We start from the raw sequence: 22,908 nt of genomic DNA, 5'->3' as shown, positions 1-22,908 counted from the left end.
CCGAACATACTATGGAGCCCATGCCCGCCGCACGACAGCCGCACCACCGAGGTGCCGTCCCCCACGTTTCCGCACGTACCCCCGTCACACCCCGTCACCCGCCCTCGATCTTCGAGACCATGACCCGGTTGGCGCGCCAGCACGGAGCGGTCAACCTGGGGCAGGGCTTCCCGGACGCCGACGGCCCGGAGTGGATCCGGTCCCTGGCGGCCGAGGCGATCCTCACGGGCCGGGCGGACGGAGTCGAGCACGCCAACCAGTACGCTCCGGGCCGGGGCGACCCCGCGCTCCACCGAGCGGTGGCGGATCACCAGCGCCGCCACTATGGGATGAAGGTGGATCCGGACCGCGAGGTCCTGGTGACCACGGGCGCCACCGAGGGCATCGCCGCGGCGCTGCTGGCCCTCGTGCAGCCCGGTGACGAGGTCCTGGCCTTCGAGCCGTACTACGACTCCTATGCGGCGGTCGCGACCCTGGCCGGAGCCCGGTTCGTCACCGTGCCGCTCACCGCACCGGATTTCCAACCGGACCTCGAGGCCCTGGAATCGGCCATCACCGGGCACACCCGGATCCTGCTGCTGAACACGCCGCACAATCCCACCGGGGCCGTGATTCCGCCCGCAGTCCTCTCGCAGATGGTGGCGGTCTGTGCGCGGCACGACGTCCTCATCCTCAGCGACGAGGTCTACGAGCACCTGGTCTACGAAGGTCGCCACCACCCCGTCGCCTCCGTTCCCGGCGGATGGGAGCGCACGCTGACCGTCTCGTCCGCCGGCAAGAGCTTCTCCCTCACCGGCTGGAAGGTCGGGTGGCTCACCGGTCCCGCGGATCTCGTGGAATCGGTGTACTCGGTCAAGCAGTTCCTCACCTACTCCTCCGGCCCCGCCTACCAGGCGGCCATCGCCCGAGCCCTGCCGGACGGTGACGGGTTCCTGGCCGCTCAGCGCGACCGCTACCGCTCCGCCCGTGACACCCTGGTGGCCGGCTTGCGCTCGGCCGGACTCGATCCCGTGGTGCCGGCTGCCGGGTACTTCACCGTGGCTGATCTGGCCGCCCTCGGAGTGGACGACGCGCAGGCCGCGGCCGCGGTGCTGGCCGAGCGGGCCGGCGTCGTGGGCATCCCGGTCGGAGCCCTGTGCGGACCGGCGGAACACCCGGGCGGCCCCGCTCCGTTCGGGTCCTGGATGCGCTGGGCCTTCTGCAAGTCGCCCGACGTCCTGACCGAGGCGGTGGCCCGGCTACAGGGGCTGGGCCGGGCCCTCTCCAGCTGACCTCCCGGCCCCAGACGCTCTATTCTCTGGGGCATCCCCCGGGGCCTGTTCCACCTCGTCCTCCGCCTCGCCTGTCGCCTCGCCCGTCGCCTCGTCCGCCGTCTCCTCCGGACCGGATCGCAGGCAGAAATACAGGATGGTCTCGCCGTAGGTCCGGGATTCCAGCAATTCGAGGGCAGTGGGCCAGTCCGGTACGTCCGACCGGGCAGAGCGTTCCAGCACCAGCAAGCCGTCCGGCACCAGGACGGCGGAGATCCGCTGGAGCGTCTCCGCCAGCTCGGACCCGCCCAGCGGATACGGCGGATCGGCCAGGACCAGGTCCCAGGGACCGGTGCCGGTGGGTCCGGAGAGCACCCGGTCCACGTCCCCGGCAGCCACCTGGACCACGCTCCGTCCCACCCGCTGGTTGACGGCGGCCGCGTTCCGCCGGCAGACAGCGGCGGCCCGCCGATCCCGCTCCACCAGCAACACCGTCTCGGCGCCCCGGCTCGCCGCCTCGCCACCCAGGGCACCGGAACCGGCGAACAGGTCCACGACGGCGGTGCCCTCCAACCAGCCCCGGCTCGCCAGCCAGGAGAAGAGGGCCTCGCGGGTGCGGTCGGTGGTGGGCCTGGTGCTTTCTCCCGGGACGGACTCGAGCTGCAGTGATCCGGCCTGGCCGGCGATGATCCTTGGCATCTGTCTCCTTCGGCGGGCCCGGTCAGCCCTTCTCGATGTAATCGCCGGTGTCCTCGTGGCCGGCCTCCCAGGCCTGCACGGCCGCGGCCAGCTCCGGGTTGTCCAGCGTGCCCGCGTCGGACTGGTGCAGGGCAACCCATCCGGCGGCCAGCTCGATGAGGTCGGCGTGCTGGAGCACCCGCAGGACCTTCAGCCGGCTCCCGCCGTGCTGGGCGGCCCCGAGCACGTCCCCCTCGCCGCGCTGCTGGACGTCGGCGCGGGCGATCTCGAGCCCGTCCTGGGTGCCCGCGACCACCTCGAGGCGGTCGATCGCAGGATGCCCGTCCGGCAGCCGGGTGACGAGCAGGCAGGTGGCCGGCGCCGTGCCCCGGCCCACCCGACCGCGCAGCTGATGGAGGGTGGAGAGGCCGAAGGCATCCGCATCGAGGATGGCCATGATGGTGGCGTTGGGCACGTCCACGCCGACCTCGACCACGGTGGTGGCCACCAAGATGTCGAGGTCCCCGGCCACGAAGCGGCTCATGGTCTCGGCCTGGGTCTGCTGGTCCTGCCGGCCGTGCAGACTGGCGATGCGCAGGCCCTCCAGTACGGGCAGGGAGGCGAGCCGGGGCACCATGTCCTCGACCGCAGCGTCGTGACGGTGGTCCCGGGCCGTGCCAGCGGAGTTGTCCGGACTGGCGGGGCTGTCAGGACTGGCAGGACTGGCGGAGTTGTCAGGATTGTCAGGGTTGTCCCGGCGGTCGGTCGGGTCGATCTTGGGGCACACCACGAACGCCTGGTGTCCCGCGGCCACCTGTTCGGCGATCACCTCCCAGACGCGGCCGATGATCCGGGGGCCATGGGCCATCCGGGCGAGGTGGGTGGCCACCGGCTGCCGACCGGACGGCAGCCCGGGCAGAAGCGTCAGGTCCAGGTCGCCGAACACGGTCATCGCCACGGAACGAGGGATCGGAGTGGCACTCATGACCAGCAGGTGGGTACCGGGGTTCTCTCGGCGCAGCGCCTCGCGCTGGTCCACTCCGAAGCGGTGCTGCTCGTCCACGACCGCCAGCCCCAGGTCGGCGAATTGAACGGTTCCGGAGAACAGGGCATGGGTACCGACCACCAGACCGGCCTGGCCGGAGGCGATCTTCAGCAACGCCTCACGTCGCTGGGCGGTCGTGAGAGAACCAGTCAACAGGACCACCTCGGTGGCGGGTCCGTCCGGGGCGTCGAGCCGGCCGGCGTGCGCGAGGGGGCCGAGCGTGACCGTCAGGGAGCGGTAGTGCTGCGCGGCCAGCACCTCCGTCGGGGCGACCAGGGCCGCCTGCCCGCCGGCATCCACAACTTGCGCCATGGCGCGCAGGGCCACGAGCGTCTTGCCGGAGCCCACCTCGCCCTGCAGCAGCCGGCTCATGGGCCGGCCACGGGCCAGGTCGGCTGAGATCGCCTCCCCGGCGGAGACCTGGCCGTCGGTCAGCGTGAAGGGCAGTCGTGCGTCCAGGGCGGCCAGCAGCCCGTTCCCGACGGCGGCGCGGGACACCGCGTCCGGCATCGCCGCCGCATGGCGCCGCACTGCCAGCGCCCCTTGGAGCACCAGAGCCTCCTGCAAGGCGAACCGGCGCCGGGCCCTGAGCGCGTCCGCCACCACGGCCGGGCGGTGGAGGTCCCGATACGCGGCGGCGAGTCCGGGCAGAGGGACGCCGTCCGTGGCCGCCTCCTCGAGCAGGTCGGCCGGGACCGGATCCTGGAGTGCGTCCGCGTCAAGGGCGTCCAGGACGGTGCCGATGCTGGCCCGCAGGACCCAGCTGGGAACCTTGGCCGTGGCCGGATAGAGCGGCACCGGAGCCAGGTCCTCCTCGCCCGGCACCTCGGCCTCGTCCAGCACGGAGAAGTCCGGGTTGTTCAGCGTCTTCTCACCCCGGTAGAGGGCGGTCTTCCCATGGAACATGGCCCGGTGGCCCGGTTGCAGCCGGCGCAGTGCCTCGTAGCTGTTGAAGAAGGCCATGTCGAGGGAGGCCGGACGCAACGGGTCGTCGTCCGTCACCGTGACGTCCACGATGAACCCGCGCCGGGAGTGCATGTTCCGGCGGTCCACGGACACCACTCGGGCGACCACGGTGACCTGATCGCCCACGGGCAGGGAGGCGATCGGTGTCAGTTCCCCGCGTTCGATCCAGCGCCGGGGGAAGTGCTCCAACAGGTCCCGGACGGTACTGAGGCCCATCTCCCTGTCCAGGCGCTGGCCGGTGCGGCCGCCCAGGAGCCGGTCGAGCGGCTGGTTGAGCGGATCGGGTCTCACCCGGCGGTCTCCGGGTCCTGCAGGGAGGTGATCACCAGGTTCTCCGGTTCGCCGGCCTTGCGGACCAGGGCCTCTGCCGCCGCGTGGTCGTCCACGTGCACGTGCAGTCTCCACCGCACGGGGGCGTTGGGCTCGCCGCTCTCCTCACCGGAGGTGCCGACGGGGCTCATGATCACGGAGTCCCCCATGTCATTGAGCTCGAACCGGAGGGTGGCGGCCGTGAGGGGATCCAGCGAGATGCTGCACATCAGCTCGTAGCCCACCGGTGAGTCCAGGCCCTCGTGGATGTGCGGGTCCGAGGCGGAGAACCCGTGCAGTCCGTCCAGCAGACCCGGGTCGATGCTGGTGCCCATGACCGTGGCCCGCAGGGAGTCGAGCACCAGCAACAGTCCCATGCCGCCCGCATCGACCACGTGTGCTGCCGTCAGGGCCGGCAGCTGGCCCTCCGTCTGGACCACGGCCTGCCAGGCCGCGCCCACGATGGCGTCCAGTGCGGCACCGAGTTCCCGGCGGCTCATGACCTGGTCGTCCGGTTGACCCCGCAGCCCGGCGGCATGCTCGGACGCCGCGCGGGCGGCCGCCGCGAGCACCGTCAGCATGGTGCCCTCCTGCGGATCGGACAGGGCGGCCCAACAGCTGGTCTGGGCGCGTTCGAGAGCCGAGGCCAGCGTCGGGGCCGCGAGTCGCTCGTGGCCGGTCAGCGGTTCGGACATGCCGATCAGCATCACGGCCAGCAGCGTCCCGGAGTTGCCTCGGGCCTGGTCCAGCGCGGCGCGGCCGGCGAGGGACATCAGGGCGCCAACGTCCTCCGTGGTCTCCTCGGCCACCGCGGCACGGGCGGCGCGAACGGTGCCGTACAGGTTGCTGCCGGTGTCACCGTCCGGGACCGGGAAGATGTTGATGGCATCCATCCGATCGGAGGCATTGCCCAGGACGGTCTCCGCCAGCTCCAGCCACTGGTGCACCCGCGAGGGACTCCGGCGTGGAGTGTCGTCCATGGTCATGCCGGGCGCCTCACCGGAATCGCATACCCGTCAGGGCCTTCTGGTTGGACTGTCCCTTGCCCCGGGTGGAGGCGCCACCGGCGCCGGAGGAACGGCTGCCCTGGGAACGGCGGGCCGACGTGGGTTCCACGGCGTCCGACTCATAGGCGTACTGGTACGCGTAGTACGTGCCACGCTTCTGCGGCACGCGGGTCAGCACTAGGCCCAGCACACGGGCGTCCACGGAGGCCAGGCTGTCCAGACCGCCCTGCAGCTGCTCACGGTGGACGTAACCGTCCACGCGGGTGACGAGCAGGACACCGGAGGCCATGGAGGCCAGGACCGTCGGGTCGGTGACCGGCTGCAGCGGCGGGGCGTCGATGAGCACCACGTCGTAGCGTCCCTCGAGCTGGCGCAGCAGGCGGCGCATGGCCTCGGAGCCGAGCAGCTCGGAGGGGTTCGGCGGGATCTCGCCGGAGGTGATGATGTCCAGTTCGCCCTCAGGACCCCAGGACTGGATGGCGTCCTCGAGGTCGATCTGGCCGGACAGGATCGTGGACAGGCCCACGGCTCCTTCCAAGCCGAGTGTCTTCGCGACGCGCGGACGGCGGAGGTCGGCGTCGATGATGACGACCCGGCTGCCCGACTCGGCCATCATGATGCCGAGGTTGCACGCGGTGGTGGTCTTGCCCTCGCCCGGGATGGAGGAGGTCACGACCACGGACTGGGTGCCGCCGTCCACATTCGTGAACTTCAGGTGGGTGCGCAGCTGACGGTAGTTCTCGGCCCGCGGATCGAACTGGTCGTCCAGCGAGATGATCGGCTCATCCTCGGCCGACTTGTGGTCGGCGAAGGCACCCAGGATCGCGGCGTCAGTGATGCGCTCGACATCCTCGCGGTTGCGGATGCGGGAGTCCAGAAGAGTGCGGAGCAGGGCGAAGGCTACGCCGAGTGCGGCGCCCACCACCAGGCCCAGGACGAGGTTCAGGGCCACTCGGGGGCTCGACGGGCTCAGCGGCACGGAGGCCTGCTCCACCACGGACAGGTCCACCAGCGGGTCGCTGGTGCCCTCCGGATCCTCCACCTCGTACACGGTCGAGATCAGCGACTCTGCCACGGAGTTGGCGACCTCCGCCGACTGGGCGGGGTCCTCGTGACTGGCCGAGAGGTTGATCAGCACGGTCTGAGGCGGGGCCGTGGCCTCGATCGTGGCGGCCAGCCCCTGCACGGTCAGGTCCAGGCCGAGGTCTTCGATGACGGGCTGAAGGACGCGCGGACTGGTGGCGAGGCTGACATAGGACGTGACCCGCTTCTCGGAGAAGCTCGAGCCCTGCAGGATATCGCTCGCGGTGTCACCGGAGTTCACGGCCACGAAGATCTGTGTCCGGGCGGTGTAGGTCGGCTTCGTCAGCGCCGTGGCACCGGCGGCGACGGCCACCCCCAAGAGGGTCACCAGCAGAATCGACAGCCAGTTGTTCCGCAGGATCCGGATGTAGTCGCGAAGGTCCAAGTCGCGATCCTTTCGTAAGTATGTGCCGGTCACTGACCGGAAAGGTATGAGGCCACATCGTCTTGGCTCAACGCCGCGCCGATCTCCTCAATCGCCTCTTCGTCCGGCCAGACGACTGACTGGCCCCTCGCGCGGCCCACGCCATTGGTGGGCACCGTGAACATCTCCAGGTCGTCCGAACGGATGTCCGTCATGGTCCTGCCGATGGAGATCAATTCCCCTGAGTTAAGGGATTCATCGAGCGTCAGGTATGGAGACAACCCACCAACCATATCCGAGATCCTGCCGGGGTTTGTCAGCGTTTCCGCGGTCAGGACCTTCTGGGCCACCGCCTGCAGGAACAACTGCTGATTTCGGACGCGCGAATAGTCGCCGTCGGAGAAGGCATAACGCTCGCGGACGAAGGACAATGCCGTGCCCCCGTCCATGTGCTGGGCGCCCGCCTGGAAGGACTGGCCGCCGTTGCCCGCCTGGAAGGACTCCGGAACGGTGATGTCCACGCCTCCGAGCGAATCCACTAGGCCTTCGAAACCAGCCATGTCCACGGCGGCCACGTGGTCGATCCGGGTGCCGAACAGGCTCTCCAGGGTCTGGACCGTCTTCGGCACGCCACCGAAGGAGTAGGCGGCATTGAGCTTGTGGGTCCCCTCGCCCGGGATCTCCACCCAGAGGTCGCGCATGACGGACATCACATAGACCGCCTCCCGGTCACCCGGGATGTGGACCCACATCATCGTGTCGGACCGCCCCGACTGGGGTACCCCGGCCAGGTTCTCCGTCTCGCCCGAGCCGCCGCCGGAGTCGGAGCCGAGCAGCAGGATGTTGAGCGGCTCTTCCTTGCCCTCTTCGGCCGGTGCCTTGGTGGGACGGGAATCCGCCTCCGGGAACGTCGTCTCGAAGCGTTGCGTGTCGTTGTCGAACGTGGAGGCGAGGTTCGCCAGGTATCCGATGGCCACGGCGCCGGCCCCGATGACCAGGACCAGGACGATGCCGAGCGTCAGCCAGACGGCCCGGTTCTTCCCCTTCTTGCGGTGACCGCGGTCGCGCTGGCCCCCGGATCCGCCATCGCCCGTGTCACCCATGGAGTCGGAGAGGTCAGACGAGGGTTCAGACACAGAGGTCCTCCGGGGTCGGTCGGTATCGGCGGCAGTGGGTCTCTCACGCGGTCACCGTGGCCGCGGGGCCCTCGGTGCGCGTGCCACAGGGAACCTGCCCGTCATGGCCCCTCGCCTGTGGTGCTCGTCCCATGATAAGGCACTGTCTCGGGCCCTCATCGTAGGCTGTCAGCATGCTTTCCCCCGGCGTGCCTCCCTGTAGTCCTGTCACGACCACCCCTGCCGAGCGTTCCACCGTACCGCGTCTCACTCGGCTGTCCCGCCTCCGGCTGTCCTACCTCCGGCTGTCCCGGGTTCGCAGGTTCAGGTCCGTCGGGGCCGTCGCCGTGGTGGGCCTCGGCCTGATCGTCAGTGGATGCAGCGCCCCCGTCGCCGATGTCGAGGCCGCCCCGGAGGCGACCGACCCGGTGTGTGCCGAGGCCATGGTGTCCCTGCCGGACGCCGTCGCAGGTTTCGACCGCCGGGAGACGGACAGCCAGGCCACGGCCGCCTGGGGCGAGCCCTCTGCCGTCATCCTCCGCTGTGGCGTCCCCGTCCCGGGGCCCACCACCGAGCACTGCGTGACGGCCAACGGCATCGACTGGGTCACGCGGGACGACGGGGAGTTCTGGACCCTGACCACCTATGGCCGCTCCCCCGCGATCGAGGTGCTGTTCGATGACACCCGGGCGGCGTCGAGCTCGGTCATGGTGGACCTCTCCTCGGCCGTGGGACGCATCCCCGCCACCGGTGGGTGCACCACCTCGGCCCCCACTCAGGCGCCGATCCCGGGGACGGACGCGCCGTCGTCGTAGTGGTGGTGTCGGTGCCCTGAGAAGGCCGCCGCGGCGGGCCTAGTGGAGCCCGGTGCCGCGCTCGAGAGCCAGCTGCAGGAGTTCGCCGATCAGTTCGCCGTAGGCCAGCCCGGACCGCTCCCACATGGCGGGGTACATGCTGATCGGGGTGAAGCCCGGCATCGTGTTGATCTCGTTGATGACGAATTCGCCAGCGGGAGTGTAGAAGAAGTCCACGCGGGACAGGCCCTCGGCGTCCACGGCGTCGAAGGCCACGACGGCGAGCCGGCGCACCGTGTCGATGGCCGCCTCGGGCAGGTCAGCCGGGCAGGACAGGTCTGCCGCGGTATCGTCCTGGTACTTGGCCTGGAAATCGTAGAACTCGTGCTGGCCGGAGCCGTCGTGGACCACGATCTCGCCCGGCAGGGAGGCCCGCGGTGCCTGGACTCCATGGCCGTCCAGCACCGCGCACTCGATCTCGCGGCCGACGATCCCGGCCTCGACGACGACCTTGGGGTCGAAGCGGCGGGCCTCCTCGATCGCGGCTACCAGGTCCTCGGCGCCCGCCACCCGGGTGATGCCGAAGGAGGAACCCGCCCGGGCCGGTTTGACGAACACGGGGAAGGCCAGGGCGGCGACCCTCTCGAGAACGGCCTCCCGCTCACCACGCCACTGGCGGTCCGTGATGGTCTCCCACGGTCCGACCTGCAGCCCGGCGGCCTGGAAGGCGACCTTCATGAAGTGCTTGTCCATGCCCACGGCCGAGGCGAGCACGCCGGCGCCCACATAGGGCACGGCGGCCATCTCGAGCTCTCCCTGCAGGGTCCCGTCCTCACCGAACGGCCCGTGCAGCAGCGGGAACACCACATCGATGGTCCCGTGTGATTCCCCGCTGGCCACGGAGACGAGGTCATGGCCGCCCCTCTCGGTGCAGCGCAACGCGAGCGGATCGGCCGGCTCCGGGACCTGCGGCAGGTCCCCGCCGGGCAGGTTCCAATGCGCCGGGTCTGCCTCGAAGCCGTGCCACCGGCCGGTCGCCGTGATCCCGACGGGCACCGCCTCGTACCGGTCCGGGTCCATGGCGTTCAGCACGCCGGCGGCGGTGATGCAGCTGATCGGGTGCTCGCTGGAACGGCCTCCGAAGAGCACGAGCACGCGGAGCCGGCCGTGGGCGCCAGACCCGAGCCGTGCGTTGCGGTCTGGTTGCGTGGTCACGATCGTCCTTCCGGTTTGAGGTCACGGGCCAGCAGCAGCCCCGCCAGGGTGTCGACATCGAGGGCGCCAGCGATCACGGCATTCATGGCCTCGCTGATCGGCATCTCCACGCCGTGTCGCCGGGCGAGGTCGACCACCGCGGAGACCGACTTCATGCCCTCGGCGGTCTGCTTGAGCCGCGCGGTGGCCTCCTCCACGCTGAGCCCCTGGCCGAGGTGCCGGCCGGCCGTCCTGTTGCGGGACAGGGGCGAGGCACACGTGGCCACGAGGTCGCCCAGCCCGGCGAGCCCGGCGAGGGTCTCGGCCTGGCCCCCGAGGCTCTCGACCAGGCGTGCGGTCTCGGCCAGCCCGCGGGTGATGACGGAGGCCTTGGAGTTGTCCCCGTAGCCCAGCCCGTCGCAGATCCCCACGGCCAGCGCGATCACGTTCTTGACCACGCCGCAGATCTCGACGCCGGTCACGTCCGTGTTGGTGTAGGGCCGGAAGTACGGGCCCGAGGTCCGCACCGCGATCCACTCGGCCGTGGCCGGGTCCGCGGAGGCCACCACAGTCGCCGTCGGCTCCTGGCGGGCGATCTCCAGGGCCAGGTTCGGCCCAGACACCACGGCGAACCGCTCGTCCGGCAGGCCGAGCTCCTCAGCGCACAGCTCGCTCATCCGGGCGTCGGTACCGCGTTCCAACCCCTTGACCAGGGACACCACGACGGCGGCCGGGTCCAGGTGGGCGCGAATGGTCGGCAGGTGCCCGCGGACCTCCTGGGCGGGGATGGCCAGCACCACCAGTCCGGCACCGGCCACGGCCTCCGCCAGGTCGGTGGTGGCGCTCAGGCACGCCGGCAGGTCGATGTCCGGGAGGTAGTCGGTGTTGCGCTTCCGGGCGGTGATGTCCTCGGCCACCTCGGGACGGCGGGCCCAGAGCACGATCTCCGGCTCGACCACCCCTCGCTCGATGGCGCTGTCCGCCAGGACCTTCGCGAAGGTGGTCCCCCAGCTGCCGGCTCCCACCACCACCAGCTTCTCGGGGCGCGCGTTCACGAGATCCCCTGGCCCCGGTGGCCCGCTTCCCGTTGACCGGTGCGCGGATTCCACCGTCCCTCCGGCGCGTCCTCGCCACGGAGGACCTCGAGTTCTCCGGTGATGGCCGTCATGATGCGTTCACTGGCGGTCTCCAGCACGGACCGCGTCAGCGTGGACTCCCGCAGGTCCTCCAGGGGCACGGGGGCGCCGATGCGGATCCGTCCCGTCCCACGGGGCCGGAGCCGGGGTGTCTTGGCAGTCCTCGGCAGCACCTCATGGATGCCCCACTGGGCCACCGGGATGACCGGCACCCCGGCCTTGAGAGCCAACCGCGCCGCCCCGGTCTTGGCCTTCATGGGCCACAGGTCCGGGTCCGAGGTCAGGGTCCCCTCGGGATAGATGATGATCGCGCCGCCCTCGGACAGGACCCGGTCTGCGGCCACGAGCGATTCGTTGCCCCCGCGGGCGCGGTCCACGGGAATCTGCCGCAACCTGGTGATGATCCCGCCCACGACCGGCAGCTGGAACAGCTCGGACTTGGCCAGGAAGTGTGGCAGGTGGCCCTGGGTGTAGACCATGTGGCCCAGGGCCAACGGGTCCAGGTTGGAGATGTGGTTGGCGCACACGATGAATCCCGAATCCGGGATGTGGTGGGCACCCTGCCATTCCTTGGACATGATGGCGTTGAGCGCGGGGCGGACCAGGGAGGCCGCCGCGAGATAGCCGGCGCGCAGTCCGGTTGATTCGGTCACGAGAGGTCCCCTAGCGGCCCAGGCTGCTCAGCTCGACGTCTGCCCCGAGGCCGATGAGCTTGTCCATGAACTTCTCATAGCCGCGGTTGATGATCTCGATGCCCGTGGCACGCGAGGTTCCCTGGGCAGCGAGGGCGGCGATGAGGTGGGAGAACCCGCCGCGCAGGTCGGGGATGTCGAAATCCGCCCCGTGCAACTCGGTCGGTCCCGAGATCACGGCGGAGTGCAGGAAGTTGCGCTGACCGAACCGGCACGGCACGGACCCCAGGCACTCACGGTGCAACTGGATGGAGGCGCCCATCCGCACGAGTGCGTCGGTGAACCCGAAGCGGTTCTCGTAGACCGTCTCATGCACGATCGAGACGCCCTCGGCCTGGGACAGCGCCACCACGAGCGGCTGCTGCCAGTCCGTCATGAAACCCGGGTGGACGTTGGTCTCCAGGACGAGGGGTTTGAGGCTCCCCCCGCCGTGCCAGAAGCGGATGCCGTGATCGTCGACCTCGAACTCGCCGCCGATCTTCCGGTAGATGTTCAGGAAGGCCGTCAGGTCGCGTTGCATGGCGCCCTCGACGTAGATGTCCCCCTGGGTCACGAGTGCAGCCGAGGCCCATGACGCCGACTCGTTGCGGTCCGGGATGGCTTGGTGGTTGAACCCGGAGAGCTCGTTGACGCCCTCGATCCGGATGGTCCGGTCGGTCTGGACCGTGATGATGGCGCCCATCTTCTGCAGGATGTGGATCAGATCGTGGATCTCCGGCTCGACGGCGGCGCCCTTGAGCTCCGTGATGCCCTCGGCCTTCACGGCGGTCAACAACACCTGCTCGGTGGCGCCCACGGAGGGGTACGGCAACTCGAGCTTGGCGCCGGTGAGCCCCTTCGGTGCCGAGATGTGGATGCCGCCGGGTCGCTTCTCCACCACGGCGCCGAAGTTGCGCAGCACGGTCAGGTGGAAGTCGATCGGCCGGTCACCGATCTTGCAACCCCCCAGATCGGGAATGAAGGCCTCACCGATCGAGTGCATCAGCGGCCCACAGAAGAGGATGGGGATGCGGGAGTCGCCGGCGTGGGCGTCGATCTCCGAGCTGGTGGCGGACTTGGTGTCCGCGGGATCCAGGGAGAGGTCCCCGGTCTCCGGATCCTTGGAGACCTTGACCCCATGGACGGAGAGCAGGCCCGTGACAATGTCTACATCCCGGATCTCCGGGACGTTGCGCAGGACCGACGGCTTGCTGCCCAGCAGCGAGGCCACCATGGCCTTCGGCACCAGGTTCTTGGCGCCACGGACGGTCACGCGTCCCTCGAGCGGCTTACCGCCGTTGATCGTCAGCAGATTTCCCATAGACAGTGGCATTCCTCCGTGGCCCGCCGGAACGGGCCGTCGCTGGTGTGCGGATGGCTGGGACGGGCCCGGCGCAGATCCGCACACCAGCATACGGGGCGAAGCCGGATCAGTCCGGGATCAGGTGGTCCGGGCCGGAAGCGTGGCGGGCTTGTAGGCCGGGCGGCTCGCCTCGAAATCGGTGATCTCCTGCTCCGTGCGCAGGGTGAGGCCGATGTCATCGAGCCCCTCCCTCAGACGCCAGCGCGTGTAGTCGTCCACCTGGAAGCCGGTGCTGAACGAACCGCAGGTCACGATGCGGGCCTCCAGGTCCACCGTCACCTGAGTGCCCGGATGGTTTTCGAGCTCCTTCCAAATCAGCTCGATATCCTGCTGGTCCACCTCGGCGGCCAGCAGGCCCTGCTTGCCGGAGTTGCCGCGGAAGATGTCCGCGAAGCGAGCGGACAGGACCACCTTGAACCCGAAGTCCTTCAGGGCCCACACCGCGTGCTCGCGGGAGGAACCGGTGCCGAAGTCCGGGCCCGCCACCAGGACGGAACCGGCCGAGTAGGGCTCCCGGTTTAGGATGAACTCCGGGTCCTTGCGCCAGCCGGCGAACAGGGCGTCCTCGAAACCGGTGCGGGTGATCCGTTTGAGGTAGACAGCCGGGATGATCTGGTCCGTGTCCACATTGGACTGCTTCAGCGGAACGCCGATCCCGGTGTGGCTGGTGAAGGGTTCCATGTCAGGCCTCCTGCAGTTCGGATTCGGATGCCGCCAGGTCGGACGGCGAGGAGAGCGTGCCGCGGATCGCGGTCGCGGCCGCGACCACAGGCGAGACCAGGTGGGTGCGGCCACCCTTGCCCTGGCGCCCCTCGAAGTTGCGGTTGGACGTGGAAGCGCACCGCTCTCCCGGGGCCAACTGGTCCGGGTTCATCCCGAGGCACATGGAGCAGCCGGCGAAGCGCCATTCGGCACCGAAGTCCTTGAACACGCGGTCCAGGCCCTCGGCCTCCGCCTCCAGACGCACCCGGGCGGAGCCGGGGACCACGATCATCCGCACGTTCTCGTCCTTGGTCCGGCCCTTGATGATCGCGGCCGCGGTGCGCAGGTCCTCGAGCCGGGAGTTGGTGCAGGAGCCCAGGAAGACGGTGTCCACCCGGATGTCCTTCATCGGCATGCCGGCGGTCAGGTCCATGTATTCCAGCGCCCGCTCGGCGGCGGCCCGGGCGTTCGGATCGTCGAAGTGCTCCGGGATCGGAACGGTGTCACTCAGGGACACGCCCTGCCCCGGGTTCGTGCCCCAGGTGACGAAGGGCTCCAGCGCGTCAGCGTCCAGGAACACCTCGGCGTCGAAGGCCGCACCCTTGTCCGTGGGCAGGCTGGACCAGTACTCGACTGCGGCGTCCCAGTCCTCGCCCTGGGGGGCGTGGGGACGGCCCTTGATGTACTCGAAGGTCGTCTCGTCCGGGGCGACCATGCCGGCGCGGGCACCGGCCTCGATCGACATGTTGCAGATGGTCATGCGCGCGTCCATGGACAGCGCCCGGATGGCCGAACCCCGGTACTCCAGGACGTACCCCTGCCCGCCACCGGTGCCGATCTTCGCGATGACCGCGAGGATGATGTCCTTGGCGGTCACCCCCTCCCGGAGGGTGCCCTCGACGGTGATGGCCATGGTCTTGAACGGCTTCAGCGGCAGGGACTGGGTGGCCAGCACATGCTCGACCTCGGAGGTGCCGATGCCGAAGGCCAGGGCCCCGAAGGCGCCGTGCGTGGAGGTGTGCGAGTCGCCGCACACCACGGTCATGCCCGGCTGGGTGAGGCCCAACTGCGGCCCCACCACGTGGACGATGCCCTGTTCGGCGTCGCCCAGGGAATGGAGCCGGATGCCGAACTCCTGGGCGTTGTCCCGCAGGGTCTGGATCTGCTTGGCCGAGACCGGGTCGGCGATCGGCTTGTCGATCTCCAACGTGGGGGTGTTGTGGTCTTCGGTGGCGATCGTCAGGTCGGGGCGCCGGACGGGGCGGCCCGCCAGGCGCAGCCCCTCGAAGGCCTGCGGGCTGGTGACCTCGTGCATGATGTGCAGGTCGATGTACAGCAGGTCGGGGGTCTGGGCGTCGCCGGCACCGTTGCCGGGAACCACCACGTGATCCTGCCAGACCTTCTCGGCCAGCGTGCGCGGGGCTGCTGCTGTTGAAGCCGTTGCGACTGTTGCGGCGACGTTTTCAGGGGATGCCTGGGCTACCATCTCGTGTCCTTCCACCAGTGACATCCATACTCTGGCACCGCGGCGCCGACGGTGGCCATCACGGCCGCGAATGTCTCACATACTGAGACGCTAGTATCAGAGTATGGACACGTCGGAGCACGAGACACCGCAGGCCCTCCACACGCCCAGCGGGGTCGGCGTGGTGGACAAGGCCGCCGCCATCCTGGATGCCCTTGAGGCCGGGCCGACGTCGCTGGCCGAGCTGGTGTCCGCCACGGGCATCGCGCGGCCCACCCTCCATCGCCTCGCCTCGGCACTCGTCCATCACCGGCTGGTCGGCCGTGACCTGCAGGGCCGCTACGTCTTGGGCAGCAGGCTCTCCGAGCTGGCCTCGGCTGCCGGTGAGGACCGGCTGACGGCGGCCGCCGGCCCGGTACTGTCCCGGTTGCGGGATGCCACCGGGGAGAGTTCCCAGCTCTTCCGCCGGCAGGCCGACGCCCGCGTGTGCGTCGCCAGTGCTGAGAGGCCGGTGGGGCTCCGCGACACCATTCCAGTCGGGACGCGGCTGTCCATGAAGGCCGGCTCTGCCGCACAGGTGCTGCTGGCGTGGGAGGACAATGAACGGCTCGTCGAGGGCCTCAACGGGGCCGTCTACACCCCCACGGTGCTGGCCGCCGTCCGGCGCCGTGGCTGGGCCCAGTCACTGGGGGAACGCGAGCCGGGAGTCGCCTCCGTCTCGGCACCGGTGCGCGGTCCGAGCGGACGGGTGATCGCCGCCGTGTCCATCTCCGGACCCATCGAACGTTTGACCCGCCAACCCGGACGGGTCCACGCGGAGACGGTGATGCGCCACGCGCACAACCTCACCGAACTGATCCGGACCACGCACACCCAGGCACGCTAGCCACCCAGCCAGTCACCCGGACAGCAGCGAAGTGTTCGCGCATTCGAGGCATGGTGTTCGCCTCCCAGCCGTGATCTCGGACGCGGCCGTCCCTACGATGGGCCACGTGACCGAGCCAGCCATCGTTTCCGCCCAGACCCAGACTCCCATCCGTACCGAGCCTGAAGCCTCCACTGCCCCCCGCCCCGAAAGGGACGCTGGCGGGGGGCCACCGCTGCGTGTCTCAGTGATCGGGACGGGGTATCTGGGAGCCACGCACGCGGCGTGTATGGCGGAGCTGGGTTTCGAGGTCCTGGGCCTGGACATCGACCAGGCGAAGATCGACGCGTTGACCCGCGGGGAGCTGCCCTTCCACGAGCCCGGCCTGCCGGAACTGCTGACCAAGCACGTGGACTCCGGCCGGTTGCGTTTCACCACCTCCTACGAGGAGGTCGGCACCTGGGCCGATGTCCACTTCATCGGCGTCGGTACCCCGCAGAAACCCGGTGAATCCGCCGCGGACCTGCGCTTCGTGGACGCCGCCGTGACCTCCCTGGCGGAGCACATCACCCGGGACGCACTGATCGTGGGCAAGTCCACCGTCCCGGTCGGCACCGCCGAACGGCTCAGGACCCTGTTGGCGAATGCCCGCGCCAACGCCAGCCTGCCGGGTACGGTCGAGCTGGCCTGGAACCCGGAGTTCCTGCGCGAGGGATATGCGGTCAGGGACACCCTGACCCCGGACCGCCTGGTCGTCGGTGTGGAATCGGCCCACGCAGAGGACATCCTGCGTCAGGTGTACGCGAAGTCCCTGGCCGAGGGCACCCCATGGATTAGTACGGACTTCGCCACCGCCGAACTGGTCAAGGTCGCCGCCAACGCCTTCTTGGCCACGAAGATCTCCTTCATCAACGCCTTCTCGGAGATCACCGAGATCGCCGGCGGGGATATCGGCACCCTGGCGGACGCGATCGGCCATGATCCTCGGATCGGGCGGAAGTTCCTCAACGCTGGCGTCGGCTTCGGCGGTGGTTGCCTGCCCAAGGACATCCGGGCGCTGCAGGCGCGGGTCTCCGAACTCGGGCTGGACCGCACCATGCGCTTCTTGGCCGAGATGGATGACATCAACCTGCGCCGCCGCGACCGCGTCGTCGACCTCGCCGTCCAGGTCCTCTCCCACAGCCTCAACGGCTCGATCCGCACCACCGGCGTGGGCGAGGGTTCCGGCACCGTACCTTCCCCGGCCGCCGTCGAGGTCCTCAACGGAGCGAAGATCGCGATCCTCGGAGTCACCTTCAAGCCCCATTCGGACGATGTTCGTGACTCCCCCGCCCTGGACGTCGCCAACCGGCTCTTCACCGCCGGGGCCGAGGTGGCCGTCTACGACCCGAAGGGCAACGCCAACGCCGCCCGCCGCTTTCCCCGCCTGGGCTACGTCAACACCCTGCAGAAGGCCGTCATCGGTGCCGACCTGATGATCCTGCTCACCGAATGGGACGAGTTCCGCCAGATGGACCCCGAGGACATCGGCCGGCTCATGGACCGCCGCACCCTCATCGACGCCCGCAACGTCCTGGACCCCGCCCCCTGGCAAGCCGCCGGCTTTACCCACGCCGCTCTCGGACACCGCTTCGCCCCGGAAAAGTCGGTGTGAAGCCGAGGGGAACGACGCCGGCCGGTCACCGGTCCGTGAAGTGGTCCCACCCGCCTGCGCTGCCTACGCTAGCCGCTGCCGCGGGTGCTCCCGACTCGGCGACCAGGCGTCCGATCCGCCGGAATCCCGGCGGCACCGTGGCCCCCGTGGGCAGTGCGGCGAGGAGGCCGTAGTCTTCTCCCCCGGCGGACACCCAGCATTCGGCGGTCCGTTGCCCGCTCGCGGGGTCCAGGGCGCGCGCCAGGGGCACGAGGACCGAGGCCTCGCGGCGCACCCAGTCCGGATCGAGGTCCGCCCGCAGGCCGTTGGCCGTGGCCAGGCGGCCGGCGTCCTTCAGCACGCCATCGGAGACGTCCATCATGGCCAGTGCCCCGGCCTCCGCGGCCACTCGTCCTGCGCCCAGCACGGGCCGGGGCCGGAGTTGGGCGGCGGCCGCCAGCGCGGCGAGTCGCCGGACGCCGTGGTCCAGCTGGTCCCCCTGTTCCGCTTGTTCCTTCTGTTCCTTCTGTTCCGCCCCTTCGGCAATGCGCAGCCGTTCATCCAACACCCTGCGGGGCGTCTCCAGCACGGCCAGGCCGGCGGCGGCCCAGCCGGCCCGGCCGCACAGGACCAGGTCCAAGTCGGCGCCAGCCGTGACCGCGCGGGCTGCCGGCGGCAGGGTGCGCCGCACCGCCGGCCGGCCGTCCAGGTCGCCCGTGGCGGTGACGGCCACGGTGATGCGGTCATCCGAGCCCAAGTCCCCGCCGACGATCCGGCAACGGGCCGCCCCGAGGTGGCGCACCGCCCCGGCGAGCCCGGCGGCGAGGCCGTCGATCCAGGCCACGGGGGTGGTGGGGGGCATGGTCAGGGCCAGGAGCAGACCGGAGGGCTCGCCCCCCATGGCGTTGATGTCGGAGAAATTCTGGGCAGCGGCCTTCCAACCGGTGGCATAGCCGCCCGCAAAGCCGTGTCCGTCGAACCTCCCTCCGTTGGACCCGCCATCGGGCCCACCCTCAGTCCTGCCGTCAGACCTGCTGGCCAGCCCACGGGGAACGGCCGGCCAGTCCAGGCGGAAATCACGGTCCTGTGCCATGGCGTCCGTCGTGATGACGAATCGGCCGTCCGGGGCGGACACGACGGCGGCATCATCCCCGGGGCCGACGGTCCCCTCCGGCCAGTCTCCCGCTGCCGGTACGGTGGCGAATCGGCGGTTCAGGATCCGCAGGATCCCCGACTCGCCCAGCCCGCCGACGGTCTGGCGGGCTCGCGGGGTCGGTGTCGTGCCTGGCGCGGTCAATGGCGCCCACTGGCCGCCGCCAGCGCCTCCCGGAACGCACCGTAGCGTTCGATCTCCGCCGTCACCGGCTCGGCGATGCGCTCCCGGGCGACCACCGAGACCGCGGCGCGCAGCCGGCGTCGGGCCCGGCGCGCGCGGTTCCGCGCCACCAGCCGCACCAAGGGGGCCATCAGCAGTGCCAGCAGCAGCCCGAAGGCCAGTCCGCCGAACACGAGCAGCGTGGGAATCGGGAAGCCCTCCACGTCCGGGGCGGGTGGCGTCTCGAACTGGAAGTACCCTGCCAGGGCCAGGACGCCCAGCCAGGCAAGACCGGCCACGGCAGCCGCCAGGGCGATCCACTGGAGGGCATTGACCACGTGCCACCACCAGGAGCCCTTTCCGGCCCCCAGGTCGGTGGAGGTGATCGCCTGGTCCAGCTCGTCCGGGAGTGTGTCCGCATGGCTGCGGGCGGCACGGCGGATGGAGGAACGCCACGCGTCCGGGGCCCCAGCTCCGGTGACCTCGGCGAAGGCTCGGATGGCGCCGTCGGCCTGCGCCCGCTGGGCCGGGCTGCGCTCGGGCAGTGAGCTCCGGTGCAGTCGCGGATCGTCGGCCGCGGAGGCCGACACCCGGTTCATTCCGCGCTGCGGAACCTCCCCGCGGCGCAACCCGAGCCGGCGCAATGGGTCCTGACGAAGGCGCGTGGCCCACCGGACCATAGGCCATCCGGTGCGGCGGCCGCCCTCGAGCCGGTAGGACCGCTGCACGGCCCGCACCACGGTGGTGACGCCGGCAGCCTCGGTCAGCGCGTCCACGAGCCTGGCCTCATCTGCCTTCCCGACGCCGGCCGGAACGCCTCCCGCGTCCTCGGCGCCAAGGGCCTTGGCGGCCGTGCGCACATCCGAGAGCAGCCGTTCACTGGCGGCGCTCCGTCGTTGGGCCACCTCCGCGATGGCAGACCGGAGGGGCTCGACTCCGGCGCCGGTGGTGGCCGAGGCGGGATAGACGGGTACGCGGGCGAGGCCGTCCTGAGCCAGGATGCCCTTCAGGGACGCGGTCACAGCCTCCACATCCGCCTCGGCCAGCCGGTCGGTCTGGTTCAGCACCACGAGGGTGACGCCGCGGTGGGCGGCCAGCGGCTCGAGGAATTCGCGGTGCAGGGCGGCATCCGCGTATTTCTGCGGGTCCACGACCCAGACGAGCACGTCCACCTGGCCGGCCAGCCGGGTCACGATCTCCCGGTGCCGGACGGCGATCGAGTCGAAGTCCGGTAAGTCCAACAGGATCAGGCCCCCAGGCTGGTCGTTCTGCCGGCCGTTCGTGCGTCCGTGCTGCCCATCGCTCTGCCGCCCGTTTTTCCTGGTCCAGCGCTGGCCGAGCAGCCGGGACCACGGTCCCGAGGGCTCAACTCCTGCCGCGGGACCGTCCAGCTGGTGACGGTGGGAGACCTCCAGCCAGTCGAGCAGCGGTTCGGACCCGTCGGCACCCCACACGGCGGCCAGGGGCTCAGAGGTCGTGGGCCGCGTGGCTGCGGCCCGGGCGAGAGGGTGACCGGTGACCGCGTTGAAGAGGCTGGATTTCCCGGAACCGGTGGCACCGAAGAAGCCGACGACCGTGTGGTCGGCCGAGAGCCGGCGTCGCTCCCGGGCTCGTTCCACCACCTGACGGGCGGAGGCCAACGCTTCCTCGGTCACCCGGCCCTCGCCCAGCCGGGCGGCAGTCTCGAGGGCCGCGAGTTTGAGGTCCAGCGGACTGGAGTCGTGCGTCGTCACGGGTCAGCCCTCCCGTCCGGCCAGCCGGCGCAGTTCAGGGGCAAGGGAACGCAGCTGATCGGTCTCCTCCTGGTCTCGGACGTCGTCCAGCAGGGCGGTGAACCGGCGGGCATCGGCCTGCAGCAGCCCGGTGATCCGGTCCACGAGATTCTCCTGGGAGCGTTGGGCCAGCCGGCGGACAGCGTCCTCGCCGAAGATCGATTCGAGCAGCTTCTGAGCCACCACCGCGGTCCCCCCGGCGATCCCGACCTCGATGCCCAGCAGCCCGCCGGTGGCGGCGAAGGAGACGATCATCAGGGTCACGGCCACGCCGTTCACCCCCAGAGCGGAGATCCGGGCCATCGTCCGCTTGCCGGCGCCTTCCCGTTCGATCAGCGAGATCAGGTCACCCTGCCAGCCCCGGATCTCGGCGGCCGCACGGTCGCTGAAGTCGGCGGGGAGCCCGGCTGGGTCCAGGCCGGTGACGAGCGCGCGCCCGGCGGCGTCCTGTCGCCAGCGCTGGGCGGACTCCTCCGAGGCGGCAGCGGCCTGTTCCACGAGGACGGCGTGCAAGCCCGTCTCGATCGCCATCTCGACGTCCTCCGGTGGGGCCGGCCGGCCTCGGAAGAAGGAGGTGATCCGGTCCCTCAACCGTCCGATCCCCGATTCCAACGACCGGAAGAACTCTCCTGTGCCGACGAAGTCCTGCCAGCGGGAGAGCACCTCGCCGCGCAGCAGCGTCCCGTCCTGGGTCGAGGCGAGCACGCCCGCCAGCGCCTGCTCGTAGGCGGAGTCCACGTCCCCGGCCAGCCGGGTCGCCGCGTGGCGCTGGTCGTCCTCGGCCTCCGCCAGGACCGAGGTCTTCTCAGCCAGTTGCCGAACCACCCCGTTGAGGGTGCGGCGGGCCACGTCCGCTCGGGAACCGGCATCACCGGCAATGGACTCCAGCCATTCGCGCAGCGGCCGCACGGCGCTCGCCGGGAGCATTCCCTGGGCGTCGAGGGCGGACTCCGTGACGACAAAGAGCCCGGCCGAGCCCAACCCCTGACGTTCCAGGAGCCCACGCAGGTCCGTGGCCACCTCATCCTCCACGCCGGCCGGAACGCGGTCCAGCACCACGGCGACCGTGATGTCCCGCGCGGCGGCGTCCAGGAGCAGCTCCCAGGGGACGGCATCCGCATAGCGGTTCGCGGTGGTGACGAAGATCCACAGGTCCGCGGCCGAGAGGAGCTGACCCGCCAGCCGGCGGTTCTCGTCCGCGATGGAGTCGATGTCCGGGGCGTCCAGCAGGGCCAGGCCGGCGGGCAGGGCTGGCTCGGCCACCAGAACCAGGGAATTGATGGCCACGGGATCGGGATCCACCCCCACGCGTTCGGCAGGCACCGTAGTCCCCGGCACGGCGCGGTGGCCGGTGGTCCGGGAGAGGTTCGGCAGCACGCGGGTGGTGGTGTACCAGTCGACGTCCACCGGGTGATGAAGAAGGATCGGTTGCCGTGTGGTCGGACGGATGGCGCCGGAACGAGTCACGGCGTGCCCCACCAGGGCATTGACGAGAGTGGACTTGCCGGCACCGGTTGATCCCCCGACGACGGCCAACAGCGGTGCGTCCAGGCTGCGGTACCGCGGCAGGACGTAGTCGTCCAGCTGGGCGATGGCAGCGTCCCGTACTCGGACGGCCCCGGCTGCTGCATCGGTCCCGAGCGGCAGGGACACCCCGGCCAGTTCGCTGCGCAGCCGGCTCAGCAGGTCCACGGCCTGGGCCGCTCGCTGTGGCGGGACGGGGGTGGGATCAGTGCTCACGCATCCCATCATGGCACCGGAACAGGACGGCGGAGCACAGCAGGTTCCGGCGGGCAAAGAAAAAGACCCGGTCCTGATGGACCGGGTCTTCTCAGCTGGTGACCCCAGCGGGATTCGAACCCGCGTTACCGCCGTGAGAGGGCAGCGTACTAGGCCGCTATACGATGGGGCCGTCACCGTTGCTCAACCGTCTTGCCGTGGGGCATTTCCGATTGGACAACCCCAGTAGTGTTTCACACTCTGGGGGATTCCACCAAATCGACCGAAACCGAACCGATGAACTCCGCTGGGGTACCAGGACTCGAACCTAGAATGACGGTACCAGAAACCGTTGTGTTGCCGATTACACCATACCCCAATGGCTGTCAAGGAGTGATTCAGTGACCTGAATCCCTCTTGCGCCATTCATGCCGGACTCACTCCGGCACGGGTGTTTACTAT

18 protein-coding genes and 2 tRNA genes are annotated in these 22,908 nt (G+C 70.1%); 4 read left to right on the top strand and 16 right to left on the bottom strand.

Features of this window, described 5'->3' with window-relative positions; translation table 11 throughout:
- The first annotated feature begins 20 nt into the window (after positions 1 to 20).
- Positions 21 to 1,271 carry an aminotransferase class I/II-fold pyridoxal phosphate-dependent enzyme gene (locus tag C8E99_RS02600; RefSeq protein WP_245952043.1) on the top strand — a complete coding sequence of 417 codons (1,251 nt, stop codon included), beginning with the start codon at positions 21 to 23 and terminating at the stop codon, positions 1,269 to 1,271.
- Here C8E99_RS02600 and rsmD read toward each other — a convergent pair.
- From rsmD to C8E99_RS02575, 5 genes are read right to left on the bottom strand one after another with little or no spacing between them, the layout of a single operon-like run.
- Positions 1,239 to 1,949: a 16S rRNA (guanine(966)-N(2))-methyltransferase RsmD gene (rsmD, locus tag C8E99_RS02595; RefSeq protein WP_115930983.1), complete on the bottom strand. Its 711-nt coding sequence runs from the start codon at positions 1,947 to 1,949 to the stop codon at positions 1,239 to 1,241. The genes C8E99_RS02600 and rsmD overlap by 33 nt on opposite strands.
- Before the next feature lie 22 nt (positions 1,950 to 1,971).
- Positions 1,972 to 4,230, bottom strand: a complete 2,259-nt coding sequence (locus C8E99_RS02590; RefSeq protein WP_245952042.1) for an ATP-dependent DNA helicase RecG — start codon at positions 4,228 to 4,230, stop codon at positions 1,972 to 1,974.
- Complete coding sequence (locus C8E99_RS02585; RefSeq protein ID WP_245952041.1) at positions 4,227 to 5,234, bottom strand: DAK2 domain-containing protein; 1,008 nt, start codon at positions 5,232 to 5,234, stop codon at positions 4,227 to 4,229. The genes C8E99_RS02590 and C8E99_RS02585 overlap by 4 nt, the downstream gene beginning before the upstream one ends.
- 10 nt (positions 5,235 to 5,244) lie before the next feature.
- Positions 5,245 to 6,723 carry a tyrosine-protein kinase domain-containing protein gene (locus tag C8E99_RS02580; protein ID WP_147301157.1) on the bottom strand — a complete coding sequence of 493 codons (1,479 nt, stop codon included), beginning with the start codon at positions 6,721 to 6,723 and terminating at the stop codon, positions 5,245 to 5,247.
- Between the two features lie 29 nt (positions 6,724 to 6,752).
- Complete coding sequence (locus C8E99_RS02575) at positions 6,753 to 7,838, bottom strand: LCP family protein (RefSeq protein ID WP_115930980.1); 1,086 nt, start codon at positions 7,836 to 7,838, stop codon at positions 6,753 to 6,755.
- A gap of 173 nt (positions 7,839 to 8,011) precedes the next feature.
- Between C8E99_RS02575 and C8E99_RS02570 the strand changes: the two genes are divergently transcribed.
- Positions 8,012 to 8,632, top strand: a complete 621-nt coding sequence (locus C8E99_RS02570; protein ID WP_115930979.1) for a DUF3515 family protein — start codon at positions 8,012 to 8,014, stop codon at positions 8,630 to 8,632.
- Between the two features lie 39 nt (positions 8,633 to 8,671).
- Here C8E99_RS02570 and C8E99_RS02565 read toward each other — a convergent pair whose 3' ends face one another.
- From C8E99_RS02565 to leuC, 6 genes are all read right to left on the bottom strand, one after another.
- On the bottom strand, positions 8,672 to 9,826 hold the full coding sequence (locus C8E99_RS02565) for a D-alanine--D-alanine ligase family protein (RefSeq protein ID WP_245952040.1): 1,155 nt from the start codon (positions 9,824 to 9,826) through the stop codon (positions 8,672 to 8,674).
- On the bottom strand, positions 9,823 to 10,860 hold the full coding sequence (locus C8E99_RS02560; RefSeq protein ID WP_115930978.1) for an NAD(P)H-dependent glycerol-3-phosphate dehydrogenase: 1,038 nt from the start codon (positions 10,858 to 10,860) through the stop codon (positions 9,823 to 9,825). The genes C8E99_RS02565 and C8E99_RS02560 overlap by 4 nt, the downstream gene beginning before the upstream one ends.
- Complete coding sequence (locus tag C8E99_RS02555; protein WP_115930977.1) at positions 10,857 to 11,594, bottom strand: lysophospholipid acyltransferase family protein; 738 nt, start codon at positions 11,592 to 11,594, stop codon at positions 10,857 to 10,859. The genes C8E99_RS02560 and C8E99_RS02555 overlap by 4 nt, the downstream gene beginning before the upstream one ends.
- 10 nt (positions 11,595 to 11,604) lie before the next feature.
- Positions 11,605 to 12,933 carry a UDP-N-acetylglucosamine 1-carboxyvinyltransferase gene (murA, locus tag C8E99_RS02550; RefSeq protein WP_115930976.1) on the bottom strand — a complete coding sequence of 443 codons (1,329 nt, stop codon included), beginning with the start codon at positions 12,931 to 12,933 and terminating at the stop codon, positions 11,605 to 11,607.
- A gap of 120 nt (positions 12,934 to 13,053) precedes the next feature.
- Positions 13,054 to 13,656, bottom strand: a complete 603-nt coding sequence (gene leuD, locus C8E99_RS02545; RefSeq protein ID WP_115930975.1) for a 3-isopropylmalate dehydratase small subunit — start codon at positions 13,654 to 13,656, stop codon at positions 13,054 to 13,056.
- Between the two features lies 1 nt (position 13,657).
- The gene (gene leuC / locus C8E99_RS02540; protein WP_245952039.1) at positions 13,658 to 15,163 is read right to left on the bottom strand and encodes a 3-isopropylmalate dehydratase large subunit; all 1,506 of its coding nucleotides are present in this window, start codon (positions 15,161 to 15,163) and stop codon (positions 13,658 to 13,660) included.
- Between the two features lie 103 nt (positions 15,164 to 15,266).
- Here leuC and C8E99_RS02535 point away from each other — a divergent pair, with 103 nt between their 5' ends.
- Together C8E99_RS02535 and C8E99_RS02530 are read left to right on the top strand one after the other, a co-directional pair.
- A complete protein-coding gene (locus C8E99_RS02535; protein ID WP_115930974.1) occupies positions 15,267 to 16,028 on the top strand; it encodes an IclR family transcriptional regulator in 762 nt (253 codons plus the stop codon).
- A 214-nt stretch (positions 16,029 to 16,242) separates the two neighbouring features.
- A complete protein-coding gene (locus tag C8E99_RS02530; RefSeq protein ID WP_281269076.1) occupies positions 16,243 to 17,661 on the top strand; it encodes a UDP-glucose dehydrogenase family protein in 1,419 nt (472 codons plus the stop codon).
- A gap of 25 nt (positions 17,662 to 17,686) precedes the next feature.
- Here C8E99_RS02530 and C8E99_RS02525 read toward each other — a convergent pair whose 3' ends face one another.
- The 5 genes from C8E99_RS02525 to C8E99_RS02505 form a co-directional block, all read right to left on the bottom strand.
- Positions 17,687 to 18,937, bottom strand: a complete 1,251-nt coding sequence (locus tag C8E99_RS02525; RefSeq protein WP_115930973.1) for a thiamine-phosphate kinase — start codon at positions 18,935 to 18,937, stop codon at positions 17,687 to 17,689.
- Entirely contained in the window at positions 18,934 to 20,688 is a 1,755-nt protein-coding gene (locus tag C8E99_RS02520; protein WP_115930972.1) for a dynamin family protein, read from the bottom strand. Before C8E99_RS02520 ends, C8E99_RS02525 begins: the two co-directional genes overlap by 4 nt.
- A 3-nt stretch (positions 20,689 to 20,691) precedes the next feature.
- Positions 20,692 to 22,476 carry a dynamin family protein gene (locus C8E99_RS02515; RefSeq protein ID WP_115933159.1) on the bottom strand — a complete coding sequence of 595 codons (1,785 nt, stop codon included), beginning with the start codon at positions 22,474 to 22,476 and terminating at the stop codon, positions 20,692 to 20,694.
- Positions 22,477 to 22,563: 87 nt separating this feature from the next.
- Positions 22,564 to 22,639: transfer RNA gene (locus C8E99_RS02510), tRNA-Glu, on the bottom strand.
- 114 nt (positions 22,640 to 22,753) lie between these two features.
- Positions 22,754 to 22,825: transfer RNA gene (locus C8E99_RS02505), tRNA-Gln, on the bottom strand.
- Positions 22,826 to 22,908 lie beyond the last annotated feature (83 nt).

Origin of the sequence: Citricoccus muralis, assembly GCF_003386075.1 — a bacterium.
Lineage (GTDB): Bacteria > Actinomycetota > Actinomycetes > Actinomycetales > Micrococcaceae > Citricoccus > Citricoccus muralis.
Note: the sequence above shows the minus strand (reverse complement) of the source record. Positions and strands in the feature narration are given on the sequence as shown.

Excerpts from the sequence above, each read along its gene's own strand:
- C8E99_RS02570 (WP_115930979.1), top strand. The coding sequence starts at position 8,012 with ATGCTTTCCCCCGGCGTGCCTCCCTGTAGTCCTGTCACGACCACCCCT.
- C8E99_RS02535 (WP_115930974.1), top strand. The coding sequence starts at position 15,267 with ATGGACACGTCGGAGCACGAGACACCGCAGGCCCTCCACACGCCCAGC.
- leuD (WP_115930975.1), bottom strand. The coding sequence starts at position 13,656 with ATGGAACCCTTCACCAGCCACACCGGGATCGGCGTTCCGCTGAAGCAG.
- C8E99_RS02515 (WP_115933159.1), bottom strand. The coding sequence starts at position 22,476 with ATGGGATGCGTGAGCACTGATCCCACCCCCGTCCCGCCACAGCGAGCG.
- leuC (WP_245952039.1), bottom strand. The coding sequence starts at position 15,163 with ATGGTAGCCCAGGCATCCCCTGAAAACGTCGCCGCAACAGTCGCAACG.
- murA (WP_115930976.1), bottom strand. The coding sequence starts at position 12,933 with ATGGGAAATCTGCTGACGATCAACGGCGGTAAGCCGCTCGAGGGACGC.
- rsmD (WP_115930983.1), bottom strand. The coding sequence starts at position 1,949 with ATGCCAAGGATCATCGCCGGCCAGGCCGGATCACTGCAGCTCGAGTCC.
- C8E99_RS02585 (WP_245952041.1), bottom strand. The coding sequence starts at position 5,234 with ATGACCATGGACGACACTCCACGCCGGAGTCCCTCGCGGGTGCACCAG.
- C8E99_RS02600 (WP_245952043.1), top strand. The coding sequence starts at position 21 with ATGCCCGCCGCACGACAGCCGCACCACCGAGGTGCCGTCCCCCACGTT.